General features: G+C 65.0%; 12 protein-coding genes. All 12 read right to left on the bottom strand.

Features of this window, described 5'->3' with window-relative positions; translation table 11 throughout:
• Positions 1–73: 73 nt before the first annotated feature.
• The 12 genes from ileS to GWL_RS03925 all read right to left on the bottom strand — a co-directional run bounded on the left by ileS (position 74) and on the right by GWL_RS03925 (position 13,272).
• Positions 74–2,968 (bottom strand): isoleucine--tRNA ligase, encoded by a 2,895-nt coding sequence (gene ileS, locus GWL_RS03870; protein WP_008326884.1) that lies wholly within the window; start codon positions 2,966–2,968, stop codon positions 74–76.
• Between the two features lie 123 nt (positions 2,969–3,091).
• A complete protein-coding gene (locus GWL_RS03875) occupies positions 3,092–4,069 on the bottom strand; it encodes a bifunctional riboflavin kinase/FAD synthetase (protein WP_008326885.1) in 978 nt (325 codons plus the stop codon).
• Positions 4,070–4,253: 184 nt separating this feature from the next.
• Positions 4,254–4,955, bottom strand: coding sequence for a GntR family transcriptional regulator (locus GWL_RS03880; protein WP_008326886.1), 702 nt, complete (start codon positions 4,953–4,955; stop codon positions 4,254–4,256).
• A gap of 34 nt (positions 4,956–4,989) precedes the next feature.
• Positions 4,990–5,367 (bottom strand): oxalurate catabolism protein HpxZ, encoded by a 378-nt coding sequence (gene hpxZ, locus GWL_RS03885; protein ID WP_008326892.1) that lies wholly within the window; start codon positions 5,365–5,367, stop codon positions 4,990–4,992.
• Positions 5,364–6,047, bottom strand: a complete 684-nt coding sequence (locus tag GWL_RS03890) for a cysteine hydrolase family protein (RefSeq protein WP_008326894.1) — start codon at positions 6,045–6,047, stop codon at positions 5,364–5,366. Before GWL_RS03890 ends, hpxZ begins: the two co-directional genes overlap by 4 nt.
• Positions 6,044–7,612: an ABC transporter ATP-binding protein gene (locus GWL_RS03895; RefSeq protein WP_008326896.1), complete on the bottom strand. Its 1,569-nt coding sequence runs from the start codon at positions 7,610–7,612 to the stop codon at positions 6,044–6,046. The genes GWL_RS03890 and GWL_RS03895 overlap by 4 nt, the downstream gene beginning before the upstream one ends.
• Position 7,613: 1 nt before the next feature.
• A complete protein-coding gene (locus tag GWL_RS03900; RefSeq protein ID WP_008326899.1) occupies positions 7,614–8,309 on the bottom strand; it encodes a cysteine hydrolase family protein in 696 nt (231 codons plus the stop codon).
• Positions 8,310–8,333: 24 nt separating this feature from the next.
• On the bottom strand, positions 8,334–9,254 hold the full coding sequence (locus GWL_RS03905; RefSeq protein ID WP_008326900.1) for an ABC transporter permease: 921 nt from the start codon (positions 9,252–9,254) through the stop codon (positions 8,334–8,336).
• On the bottom strand, positions 9,247–10,395 hold the full coding sequence (locus GWL_RS03910) for an ABC transporter permease (protein ID WP_008326902.1): 1,149 nt from the start codon (positions 10,393–10,395) through the stop codon (positions 9,247–9,249). The genes GWL_RS03905 and GWL_RS03910 overlap by 8 nt, the downstream gene beginning before the upstream one ends.
• 21 nt (positions 10,396–10,416) lie before the next feature.
• Positions 10,417–11,514: a BMP family ABC transporter substrate-binding protein gene (locus GWL_RS03915; RefSeq protein WP_034350017.1), complete on the bottom strand. Its 1,098-nt coding sequence runs from the start codon at positions 11,512–11,514 to the stop codon at positions 10,417–10,419.
• Between the two features lie 58 nt (positions 11,515–11,572).
• Positions 11,573–12,430 (bottom strand): ABC transporter ATP-binding protein, encoded by an 858-nt coding sequence (locus tag GWL_RS03920; RefSeq protein WP_034350020.1) that lies wholly within the window; start codon positions 12,428–12,430, stop codon positions 11,573–11,575.
• On the bottom strand, positions 12,427–13,272 hold the full coding sequence (locus GWL_RS03925) for an ABC transporter permease (protein WP_008326908.1): 846 nt from the start codon (positions 13,270–13,272) through the stop codon (positions 12,427–12,429). The genes GWL_RS03920 and GWL_RS03925 overlap by 4 nt, the downstream gene beginning before the upstream one ends.
• Positions 13,273–13,275 lie beyond the last annotated feature (3 nt).

The raw sequence follows: 13,275 nt of genomic DNA on the forward strand, positions 1-13,275 counted from the left end.
GATGTTCTTGTTGGAGTGGGCGGTCCGCCGCCGCAGAAGGCAGCGGGCCGCTAGCAAGGCCGTCCCGCCCGGATCAGGCGAAGCGGCGCTGTTCGCCCTGGCCGAACAGGTTGCTGTAGCAGCGACCGCACAGGCCCGGATGATCGGCATGAGACCCGACATCGGCGCGATAGTGCCAGCAACGCTCACATTTCTGATGCGTCGAGGGCGTGACCACTACGGCTTCCTCTTCCACCGTCGCTACCGGGGTGACGCGGGCAGCCGAGGTGATGAGCACGAACTTGAGGTCATCGCCCAGGCTTTCCAGCAGGGCCGCCTTCTCGCCGGCGACCTTCAGTTCCACCTCGGCCTGCAGGGAAGAACCGATGCTGCCGGCGATACGCACTTCTTCCAGCTGCTTGGTGACGGCTGCGCGCACTTCATGCAGCACCGCGAACTTGGACAGCAGGGCCGCACTATCTGCCACTTCCGGCAGGGCGTAGTAGACCTGCGAGAAGATGGTTTCACCGCTGGCCTCGAAGGCATCCTTGCCGGCGAAGAAGCGCCAGGCTTCTTCGGCCGTGAAGGACAGGATCGGTGCCATCAGGCGCAAGAGCGACTGCGTGATGTGCCACACCGCGGTCTGGGCCGAGCGGCGTGCGGCCGACTCCACGCCGCTGGTGTAGAGGCGGTCCTTGAGGATGTCCAGGTAGAAGCCGCCCAGGTCTTCCGAGCAGTACATCTGCAGCTTGGCCACCACCGGGTGGAATTCGTAGGTCTCGAAGTGCGCCAGCACCTCCGCTTGCAGGCGTGCCATGTTGGCGATGGCATAGCGGTCGATTTCCAGCATCTCCGCCACCGGCACGGCGTGCTGCGCCGGATCGAAGTCGGCAGTGTTGGCCAGCAGGAAGCGCAGGGTGTTGCGGATGCGACGGTAGGCTTCCACCACGCGTTTCAAGATTTCGTCCGAGATCGACAGCTCGCCCGAGTAATCGGTCGAGGCTACCCACAGGCGCAGGATTTCCGCGCCCAGCGAGTCCGAGACCTTCTGCGGGGCCACCACGTTGCCCTTGGACTTGGACATCTTCTTGCCTTCGCCATCGACCACGAAGCCGTGCGTGAGCAGGGCCTTGTAGGGCGCGCGGCCATTCAACATCGAGGAAGTCAAGAGCGACGAGTGGAACCAGCCACGATGCTGGTCCGAACCTTCCAGGTAGAGGTCGGCCGGGAACTGCGACTGCTGTGCGTGCGAGCCGCGCAGCACGGTCTGGTGGGTGGTGCCGGAATCGAACCAGACGTCCAGCGTGTCGCGGTTCTTGAGGTAGTGCTCGGCGTCTTCACCCAGCAATTCCTTGGGGTCCAGTGCCTGCCAGGCTTCGATGCCGCTCTTCTCGATGCGCTGGGCGACCTGTTCGATCAGCTCCGGTGTACGCGGATGCAGTTCACCCGTTTCCTTGTGCACGAAGAAGGCCATCGGCACGCCCCACTGGCGCTGACGCGACAGCGTCCAGTCCGGACGGTTGGCGATCATGCCATGCAGGCGCGCCTTGCCCCAGCCGGGGAAGAAAGCGGTGTCCTCGATGCCTTGCAGCGCGGTCTGGCGCAGGCTGGGGCCGCCATCCTTGGGCGTGTTGTCCATGCTGGCGAACCATTGCGAGGTGGCGCGATAGATGATGGGAGTCTTGTGGCGCCAGCAGTGCATGTAGCTGTGGTCGAACATGACCAGCTTGAACAGCGAACCCACTTCATCGAGCTTGCCGCAGATGGGCTTGGAGGCTTCCCAGATGGTCAGGCCGGCAAACAGCGGCAGCCAGGAGGCATAGCGGCCATCGCCCATGACCGGGTTGAGGATGTCGTCATCCTTCATCCCGTGCGCCTTGCAGGAGACGAAGTCCTCGATACCGTAGGCCGGCGAGGAGTGCACGATGCCGGTGCCGCTGTCGGCCGTCACGTAGTCGCCCAGGAAGACCGGCGAGAGACGATCGTAGCCGGCATCGGCCTTGGCCAGCGGATGGTGGAAGCGGATCAGCGAGAGTTTCTCGCCGGTGGTGGTGGCGATGATCTGGCCTTCCAGGCCGAAGCGCTGCAGGCAGGATTCGACCAGGTCCTTGGCCAGGATCAGCAGGGTGGCTTCACCGTTGCGGGTGGTCTGCACCAGCGCGTATTCGAATTCCGGATGCACGTTCAGCGCCTGGTTGGCCGGGATGGTCCAGGGCGTGGTGGTCCAGATGACGATGTAGCCGTTGCGGGTCGGCAGCTCGGTCAGACCGAAGGCGGTGGCCACCTTGTCGTGTTCGGCAAACGGGAAGCCGACGTCGATGGCCGGATCGCGCTTGTCCTGGTATTCCACCTCGGCCTCGGCCAGGGCCGAACCGCAGTCGAAGCACCAGTTCACGGGCTTCAAGCCGCGATAGACGTAACCCTTCTCCAGGATCTTGCCGAGGGCGCGCAGCTCGTCGGCTTCGTTGGAGAAGTTCATGGTCTTGTAGGGGTTGTCCCATTCACCCAGCACACCCAGGCGGATGAAGTCGGCCTTCTGGCGCTCGATCTGCTCGCCGGCGTAGGCGCGCGCCTTGGCCTGCACCTCGGCCACCGGCAGGTTCTTGCCGAACTGCTTTTCGATCTGGATCTCGATGGGCATGCCGTGGCAATCCCAGCCCGGCACGTATTGCGCGTCGAAGCCGGCCATGTTGCGGGCCTTGACGATCATGTCCTTCAAGATCTTGTTGACGGCGTGACCGATGTGGATGTCGCCGTTGGCATACGGCGGGCCGTCATGCAGGATGAACTTGGGACGACCGGCCGAGGCCTTGCGGATGCGCTCGTAGACCTTCTTCTCCTGCCATTCCTTGACCCATTGCGGCTCGCGCTTGGCGAGGTCGCCGCGCATGGGAAAGCCGGTTTCGGTCATGTTGACCGGGTACTTGGAGGGGGCCTTGCCGGCTTTTTCCGGTTTGCCGGGTTTGGCGGAGGATTCGTTATTGGACATGACAGGACTTTCGTTGAATGCAGGTTGATTCAGGAGCCGCGCGCGCCAAGATGCGCGCTGGCGAAATGCTGGATGGGGCGGCTGGACGGTGGCCGAAGCGGGGCTCCGGCAACCGCCCAGCGATCAAATTCGGTCGGTGGCCGAGACGGCCAAGCCGGCATGTTCACGGAACCAGGCGCGGGCATTGTCCACGTCACGGGCGATGGCCGTGGTCAGCGTGGGTAGGTCGACGTACTTTTCCTCGTCGCGCAGCTTCTCGAGGAACTCCACCCGCACCAGCTTGCCGTAGCAATCGCCCTGGAAATCCAGCAAGTGGGTTTCCAGCAGCACCCGGCCACTGTCGTCCACGGTCGGACGCACGCCCAGGCTGGCCACCGCCGGCAGCGGCTGCTCGGCCAGTCCATGCACCTGCACCACGAAGATGCCCGAGAGCGCCGGACGCTTGTGGCCCACGCGCATGTTCAGCGTCGGGAAACCGATGGTGCGGCCCAGCTTCTTGCCATGCACGACCCGGCCGCTGATGGCGTAGGGATGGCCCAGCAACTGCTGCGACAGGGTGAAATCGCCCTCGGCCAGCGCCGCGCGCACGGCCGAAGAGGAGATGCGTACACCGGCATTGGTCACCGTGGGCAGGGCATGGACCTCGAAGCCATACTGCTTGCCGGCCGCGATCAGGGTGTCGAGCGTGCCGGCGCGGCGGGCGCCAAAGCAGAAGTCGTCACCGACCATCAGCCAGCGCACGTGCAGGCCCTGGACCAGGATCTTCTCGATGAAATCCTGCGGGGAGAGGGCCGCGAAATGGCTGCCGAAATGCTCCACCACCACCCGGTCGATGCCGGAGTTGGCCAGGGCTTCGAGCTTGTCACGCAGGTTGGCGATGCGCGCCGGAGCGCGTTCGGGGGTGCCGGCCAGCTGGGCGAAGAATTCGCGTGGATGCGGTTCGAAGGTCATCACCGCCGCGTCCAGCCCCAGCTTGGCGGCGGCCTCGCGCACGCGCGCCAAGAGGGCCTGGTGGCCCAGATGCACGCCGTCGAAATTGCCGATGGTCAGCGCGCACGGGGCGCGCGATTCGGCTGTGGGAAGTCCGCGAAATACCTTCATTGAGCCGCTGGAAAGATGCGCTGTTACAAAAGCCTTCCATTATAAATGGTTTCGGCGGCTTTCCTTGATTTGGTGGCGGCTCGGCGCCGATCAAGCGGGCAGAGGCCGCGATCGAGCGCAGTTTTTCATCTTTCCGGCGGGAAAAGTTGGCAATCTTTCATGTGAAGGATTGTTCCAGGCGCTGTCAGCGGGCCAGCGCCGCTTCCGGCTCCTGGAGCTGGCGTGCCTCGGCCAGCATCCAGATGGTGATCTTTCTGACCTCCAGCTTGCTCTGCGTGATGTGGGCGCGCAGCAGGATCTGCGCTTCGGTGGCGCGGCGCTTGGCGATCAGTTGCAGGATCTTGCCGTGTTCCTCGTAGGTGGCTTCGATGCGCTTTTTCTTGAGGAAATCCAGGCGCCGCACGATGCGGATCTTTTCGGTGACTTCGGTATGCACCCGTGTCATTTCCACATTGCCGGCCGCGGCCACCAGGTTGGTGTGGAAGGCCTCGTCCAATTCGGCCACCTTGACGGCATCGGTGTGGCGCGCTTGCGGTTCGGCCAGCCAGATGGCGTTCAACTGCTCCAGTTCGGCGCTCGGATCTTGCTGGCTGCAGAGTTTGTCCAGTGCGGCCATTTCCAGCACGATGCGCAGATCGTAGAGATTGTCGAGCCGGTCGAAGTCGATCGGGCAGACCTTCCAGCCGCGCCGGAAGCCCACTTCCAGATAACCTTCGCGCTGCAGCCGGAACAGCGCATCGCGCAAGGGCGTGCGCGAGACGCCCTGACGCTGGGCCATCTCGGTCTCGGTGAAATTGTCGCCCGGCAGCAGGCGGAAGCTGAAGATGTCGTCCTTGATCCGGTGATAGACCTGTTCGGCGAGCGGGTTGGCGACGGTGGCGGTCATGGTGCGGGCATTCCGGTTCGATGGGGCAGGGGATTCATGCCATCAGGCTGACATGGGCGGCAACGATGCGCCAGCCTTCCTCCATGCGCACCCAGGTCTGCATCTGGCGACCGATGCGGTCCGATGTATGGTCGGTGAATTCGGTGGAGACCGTAGCATAGTCGCTGCCGAACGTGGTGACAACGGTGCGATGCAGTTTGCGCGAGGCCGGCACCGGGGTGCAGGTCTTGCGGTACTGGCGGATCGCCTCGCCGCCCAGCAGCACTTCGCCCACGCCGTAGCGCACGGTCTGCGGGTCATACCAGAACCAGCGGTCCAGCGCCGGGATGTCGTTGATGAGCAGGGCGTATTCGTAATCGGCAAAGGCCTGTTCGACCTCGGCCACGACGTGGGGCAGGTTCACTTGCATCATGGATTTTCTCCGGCGTAGGCGGCCACGGCGCCTTGCAGTTGCGCCAGCGGGGCGCGCCAGCCGACGATGCCGCCCTGGGCGGTCAGCATCTCCAGCGTGGCGCGATGGAATTCGGGGAAATAGCTGGCGCAGGCATCTTCCACCACCAGGCATTCATAGCCGCGGTCATTGGCTTCGCGCATGGAGGTCTGCACGCAGACTTCGGTGGTCACACCGGCCACCAGCAGATGGGTGATGCCGCGTTCCTGCAACTGCGTGTGCAGGTCGGTGGCGTAGAAGGCGCCCTTGCCGGGTTTGTCGATGACGATCTCGCCGGCCATGGGGGCCAGCTGCGGCAGGATCTGGTTGCCCGGTTCACCGCGCACCAGGATGCGCCCCATCGGCCCCACATCACCGATGCCCAGCGTGGGATTGCCGCGCAGGCGCTTGGCGCGCGGACAGTCAGAGAGATCGGGCAGGTGCGATTCACGCGTGTGCACCACCAGCATCTGCGTCTGGCGCGCCAGCGCCAGCAGCGCGGCCACGGTCGGCACAATGGCGCCCAGCGGTCGTACGTCATTGCCCAGCGCACTGCCGAACCCGCCTTCTTCCACGAAGTCGCGCTGCATGTCGATGACCACCAGCGCCGTGCTGCGCGGGTGGAACTGATAGGGATAGGGGAAAGCGTCGATACGGATCATGCGGCCTCGGCGTGAGCAGGTTGTTCGGCCTGGCCCGCCATCGAGCGGCCCAGGGCGGCGCGGTCCGCGCCTTGGATGGCCACGTCCTGTGCCACGTGGACGATGCGACCCTCGGTCATCACCAGGATGCGGTCGGACAGTTCCAGCAGTTCATCCAGGTCTTCGCTCACCAGCAGCACCGCTGCGCCGCGTGCGCGGGCCTGCAGCAATCGCGCGTGGATGTCGGCCACCGAGGCGAAATCCAGCCCGAAGACCGGATTGGCGACGATGAGTACGTTGGCCGCACCGTCCTGGCTTTCCTCGCCCAGTTCGCGTGCCAGCACGGCGCGCTGGACGTTGCCGCCGGAGAGCGTGCCGATGGGCCGTTCAGGCAGAGGCGGCTTGACGTTGAAGGCGGCGATCAGCGCTTGCGCCCGACGCTGCATGGCGCTGCGGTCGACCCGCCAGCCGCCGCGTTTGTAGGGAGCCACGTCGAAGTGACGCAGCGCCATGTTCTCGGCCACGCTCATGCCGGCGATGCAGGCATTGCGCAGCGGTTCTTCCGGCAGCGCGAAGACCCGCAGGCGTCGCATCTGCTCACGGGTGGCGCGGTAGGGCGCACCGTCCACATGGATCTCGCCCAGCAGGTGAGGCCGCTGGCCCAGCAGGGCTTCCACCAGTTCCTTCTGGCCGTTGCCGGAGATGCCGGCCAGGCCAACAATTTCCCCACGCTTCACTTGCAGCGACAGCGCCCGCACGGCAGCCACGCCGCGATCGTTGTTGACCGTCAGATTCTTCACATCGAGCCCGACGCCCGCGTCCGCTGGCACTTTCTCCCGCGCCACCGTAGCCTGCTCGGCGCGGGCATGACCCATCATCCAGTGCGCCAGTGCATCCGGCGTGGTCTGCGCAACCTGGGCGCTGCCGACCAGGCGGCCCTTGCGCAACACGGTGACGTCGTCGGCATAGGCGCTCACTTCGTGGAACTTGTGGGTAATCATCAGCACCGTCAGTTCCTGCTGGCGCGTCAGGGCGTGCATGAGTCCCAGCACCTCGTCGGCTTCCTGCGGGGTGAGCACCGAGGTCGGCTCGTCCAGGATCAGGAAGCGGCGGCGCAGATAGAGTTGCTTCAAGATTTCCAGCTTCTGCTTTTCGCCGGCGGAGAGGCTGCTGACCACCCGTTCCGGGGCCAGCTTGAAGGGCATGCGCGCCATGAATTCTTCCAGCGCCGCGCGCTCGCTGCCCCAGCGGATGCGCCAGGGCAGGTCGCCGCGCGCCAGCAGCAGGTTCTCGGCCACCGTCAAACTGGGCGCCAGCGTGAAGTGCTGGTAGACCATGCCAATGCCGAGCTGGTTGGGCACGCGTGCACTGTGGATCTCCACCTCGCGGCGATCGGCCACGATGCTGCCCTGGTCCAGCGGGCTATAGCCGACCAGTCCCTTGACCAGCGTGCTCTTGCCCGCACCGTTCTCGCCCAGCAGCGCATGGATGGTGCCGGCGCGGATCTTCAGCGATACCTCGTCGAGCGCGCGAAAGCTGCCGAAGGATTTGCCCGCATTGATGATCTCCAGCTCCAGGGCGTGCATGTCAGGCCCCGATCACATCGATCAGTGCGGACGAATCGGAGACCGCGCCGAACACGCCACCCTGCATCTTGATCATGGACAGCGCCGCCAGATGGTTGTTGTAGTCGGTCGCGCCGCAGCAGTCCGCCAGCATCACGCACTCGAAGCCACGGTCATTGGCCTCGCGCATGGTGGTGTGGACACAGACATCGGTGGTGATGCCGGTCAGCACGATGTTGCGGATGCCGCGCGTGTGCAAAATCATCTCCAGGTCGGTCGCGCAGAAGGAACCCTTGCCGGGTTTGTCGATGATGATCTCGCCCTCGAAGGGCGCCAGTTCCGCAATGATTTCCCAGCCCGGTTCGCCGCGCACCAGGATGCGGCCACACGGACCGGCGTCACCGATGCCCACGCCATTGGTGCCGATCTGGCGCGAGCGCCAGCGCTTGTTGGCGGGCAGGTCGGAGAGGTCGGGCCGATGGCCTTCGCGGGTGTGGATGATGGTGTAGCCCCCGGCGCGCATGGCAGTCAGCACTTTCTTGATGGGTTCGATGGGGGCGCGCGTGAGCGAGAGGTCGTAGCCCATCTTGTCCACGTAACCGCCGATGCCGCAGAAGTCGGTCTGCATGTCGATGACGATGAGCGCGGTATTGGCCGGGCTCAGGGCGCCGTCGTAGGGCCAGGGATAGGGTTCGGCCTGGATGTAGCGTTCGGACATGGTTTCTCCTTGGGGATCGTGGATTTATCGGGTCAGGCTCAACTCGCCCGGCGCGCTCGACAGCGTGCGGTCGGGACGGCAGGTGATGATCATGATCAAGAGCGTGAGCGCATAGGGGGCCGCGTTGAAGAGGTAATAGCCGGAGGTCACGCCCACCGCCTGCAAGGCCGGTCCCAGTGCACCGGCGGCGCCGAACAGCAGTGCGGCCAGCAGGCAGCGCCACGGTTGCCAGCGCGCGAAGATCACCAGGGCCACGGCCATCAAGCCCTGGCCGCTGGAGAGTCCCTCGTTCCAGCTGCCGGGGTAGTAGAGCGACAGGTAGGCGCCGCCGACGGCGGCCAGGAAGCCGCCTGCTGCGGTCGCGGCAATGCGCGTAGCGGTGAGCCGGTAACCGAGGGCGCGGGCGGTCTCGGCATGATCGCCCACCAGCCGCAAGGCCAGTCCCCAGCGCGTGGCCGACAGGCCCCATTGCAGCACCAGGGCCAGGAGCACGCCGACGAAGAACAGCGCATTGATTTGCAAGGCGTGATGCAGGCGCGCATTGCTGCTCCAGGCACCGAGATCGATGGCCGGCAGCATCGGCGCCTGCGGCTGGATGAAGGGCTTGCCGAGGAAGAAGGCCAGGCCGGTACCCAGCAGCATCAGCGCGATGCCGAAGGCGATGTCGTTGACGCGCGGCAGCGAACATACCACGCCATGCAGCATGCCCAGCAACAGCCCCGCGCAGCCGGCCGCCAGCACGCCCAGCCAGGCCGAGCCGCTGTAGAAGGAGGCGGCGTAACCGGTCATGGCGCCGCAGACCAGGATGCCTTCCAGCCCCAGGTTCACGCGCCCGCCTTTTTCGGTCAGGCACTCGCCCAGGCTGACGAAGAGAAAGGGCGTACCGACCCGGATCGCACCGGCGAACAGCGCCAGCAGCAGGGTGGTGAGATCGATGTCATACATGGCCGGCCTCCGTGGCGGGAATGGCGTGCGCCTGTTGCTGCCAGCGCAGCTTGAGCGCCGACAGACGCCCGGTGATGGCTTCCCAGGCCAGCAGGTTGGAGAACAGCAGGCCCTGCAGCACCAGAGTGGTGGCGTCGGGCAGGTCCAGGCGCCGTTGCAGCAGGCTGCCGCTGGCCTCCACGCCGCCGATGACGATGGCGCAGACGATGATGGCCAGCGGATTCTGGCGCGCCGCAAAGGCCACCAGGATGCCCGAGAACCCGTAACCGGCCAGCAGCGCACTGGTGGCGCTGCCCTGCACGGCGCTGACTTCGAACATGCCCGCCAGTCCCGCCGCTGCGCCCCCCAGGGCACACGCGGTGAGTATGAGCCGATTGACCGGCAGGCCGACCAGCCGCGCGGTGCGGATATTGCCGCCGACCACTCCCATGGCGAAGCCGGCCACGCTGTGGCGCAGGAAAATCCACGCCGCCAGACAGGCCAGTGCGCCCCAGGCCAGGCCCCAGTGCACGTCCAGTCCGGGCAGGGAGCCTACCAGATAAGCGTCCGGCAGGGGCAGGGTCGAGGGTTTGTTGAGACTGGCCGGGTCGCGCAGCGGGCCTTCCACCAGATGCTTGAAGATCGCCACGGCGAGATAGGAGAGCAGCAGGCTGGAGATGGTCTCGTTGACCCCGCGCCACTGGCGCAGCCCGCCGCACAGTGCGATCCACAGCCCACCGGCCAGCATCGCGGCCAGCGCCATGGCCACCAGCATCACCAGCGAAGGCAGGACCGGCAGCCACTGCGGCATCACCGCCGCTGCCAGCCCGCCCAGCGCCAGCGCGCCTTCCCCGCCGATGACGATGAGCCCGACGCGCGCCGGCAAGGCCACGCAGAGCGCCGTCAACAGCAGCGGGGCGGCGCGCTGCAAGGTGTTCTGCCAGGCGAACATCGTGCCGAATGCACCCTGGAAGATCAGCAGGCAGGCCTCGCCCGCCGGCTTGCCCTGCACCAGCAGGAACAGCACGAACAAGAGCAGCGTACCGGCCAGTGCGCACAGTGTGGGCAAGGCCGGTGCGGCACCATTGAGCAGGGCCGAACGCAGGCGCAGCAAGGGCGGGCTGGCGGCAGCGGCCACGCCGGGAGCGGGGAGGGAAGTCATGAGGCCATCCTGCAGCTTGGATCAGACCTGGCCGACCACACCGGCCACCAGGTAATTCATCTTCTCCAGCACGACGTCGGTCTGGACTTGCGTGGTGCCGGCCGGGATCACGGTATTGCCCTTGTTGTCCTTGATCGGGCCCTTGAAGATCTGGAACTTGCCGGCCAGCATCTGCGCCTTGATTTCGTCGGCCTTCTTCTTCGCTGCTGCGCTCACGGCAGCACCGTAGGGCGACATCCTGACGAAGTTGTCCTTCAGGCCGCCGCGCAGGAAGTTGATCATCGGCTTGCCTTCCAGCGTGGCCTTGACGATCTCGGTATAGGGCGTGGCCCAGTTCCACTCGGCGCCGGTCAGGTAGCCCTTGGGGGCCAGCGCAGCCTGGCTGGCGTGATAGCCGGTGGTCATGACGCCGCGCTTTTCTGCGGTCTCCACGATCACCTTGGGGCCATCGACGTGGCAGGTGATGACATCGCAACCCTGGTCGATGAGGCTGTTGGCGGCCTCGGCTTCCTTGACCGGCAGCGACCAGTCACCGGTGAAGATGACGTGGCAGGTAATGGACGGGTCGACCGACTGCGCCCCCAGAGTAAAGGCATTGATGTTGCGCAGCACCTGCGGAATCGGCTTGGCGGCGATGAAGGCCAGCTTCTTGCTCTTGCTCATGTGGCCGGCCACCACGCCCGAGAGGTATTCGCACTCTTCGATGTAGCCGAAGAAGCTGCCCACGTTCATGGGGTGCTTGCCGGCGGTCCACAGGCCGCCACAGTGGGCGATGCGCACCTTGGGATATTTCTCGGCGATCTTGAGCACGTGCGGATCGAAGTAGCCGAAGGAGGTGGCGAAGAGCAGGGTGGCGCCATCCTGCTGGATCATGGCTTCCATGGTCTTTTGCACGGCCACGGTCTCGGGCACTTTTTCTTCCTCGACCACCTTGATGCCGGGCATTTTCTTGATGATGGCCGCGGCCTGCGCATGCGACTGGTTGTAGCCGAAGTCATCGCGCGCGCCGACATAGATGAAGCCCACGGTCAAGGGACTGGCAGCCATCAGCTCCAGCGGGAAGGCAGCGCCCAGGGCGGCGGCTCCGGACAGTTTCAGAAAATCGCGGCGGTTTTTCATGTTGTTGCGCTCCAATGAGAACGTGGATGGTGGGGGTGGATCACTGATTCGGTACGACTCAGGACAGCGCCAGCGAACCCGGTGCCTGCATGCGCGCCGGCTTGCGCACTTCGCGCTGGAAGATTTCCATGGACAGCTTCTTGGCGGCGATGAAGCCCGGCTGCGACAGCGTTTCCACCGTGCGCGGCCGTGGGTCCTGGTAATGCAGAATGTCTGCCACTGCCGTGGGACGCTTGGTCAACAGCAGGATCTGGTCGGCCAGATAGACCGCTTCCTCCAGGTCGTGCGATACCAGCACCATGGTGGTGCCGGTCTGCAGGAACACCTGTTGCAGCTTTTCACGGATGAAGAGGGTCATCTCGAAGTCCAGCGCCGAGAAGGGTTCATCCAGGAACAGCACCTCCGGCCCCGGCGCCAGGGCGCGCATGATGGAAGCGGTCTGCTGCTGGCCACCCGAGAGTTCGTAGGGATAGCGCATCAGGTCGAACTTCACGTCGAAGGACGCCACCAGTTCATCGACCCGATGCCTGATCTCGGCCTTGGACTTGCCTTCCAGCTTCAAGGGATAGGCGATGTTGTCGATGGTGCGCAGCCACGGGAACATGGCATCGCGGTAGTTCTGGAACACGTAGCCGATCTTGGTCTGCGCCAGCGATTTGCCGTCAAACAGAATCTGTCCGGCGTCAATCGGAATCAGGCCGGCGATCATGTTGATGAGCGTGGACTTGCCGCAGCCATTGGGGCCGAAGATGGAAACGATCTGGTGCTTGGGGATATCCAGGTCGAAGTTTTCATACAGCGGCCAGCCGGCGAAATGCTTGGTCAGGCCGCGAATGGTGATGTGGGTGCCTGGCGGCCCGGGAACGAAGGGCGTTTCCGGGGGCAGGTCGATTTTGGGGCTGATCACGACACTCATCTTCCGCTCCAGTGCACGATGCGTTTTTCAATGACGATGAAGACCACGTTCAGGGCATAGCCCAGCGCGCCCGCCGACAGGATGGCGGCGTACATCTCGCGTACGTTCAATACCTGCTGGGTATCGATGATGCGATGGCCCAGACCGTTCTCGGAACCGATGAACATCTCCGCCACGATCACGATCACCAGCGCCATCGAGACCGCGCTGCGCAGCCCCACGAAGCTGGCCTGCAGACTTTCCCAGATCAGCACGTCGCAAAAGATGCGCCAGCGCGAGGCCCCCATCACCTTGGCCGCCATCACCCGCTGCTTGCGCGCATTGAGCACGCCATAGGCACTGTTGAAGAGCACGATCAGGAAGGCGCCGAAGGCGGCGATGGCGACCTTGTTGATGTCGGACACCCCGAAGATCAGCAGGAACAGCGGGATCAGCGCGGAGGAGGGCGTGGAACGGAAGAAGTCGATCAGGAATTCCACGCTGCGATAGGCGCGCTCGTTGCTGCCCAGCAGGACGCCCATGGGCAGGCCCAGCACGGCGGCAATGGCAAAGGCTTCCAGCGTGCGGATCACGGTCACGCTGAAATCCAGCAGCAGCGGTCCCCCGGCCAGGCCCTTGAACATGGCCATGAGAGTGGCTTCCGGCGGCGGCAGCAGGATGGCCTTGATCCAGCCGGCCCGCACCACCAGGTCCCACACCACGAACAAGGCTACGGGACCGACCAGGGGCAGCAGACGGCCCAGCGCCGCGCGCTTGCGCGGCCGGGTCGCCGGCGGCGCCGTGGTCGAGGTAGCGGAAGGCTTGGGCGCCACGGTCACGGCAGGAGCGATGGTCTCGTTCATGAT

Origin of the sequence: Herbaspirillum sp. GW103, from assembly GCF_000261365.1 — a bacterium.
Classification (GTDB): domain Bacteria; phylum Pseudomonadota; class Gammaproteobacteria; order Burkholderiales; family Burkholderiaceae_D; genus Herbaspirillum.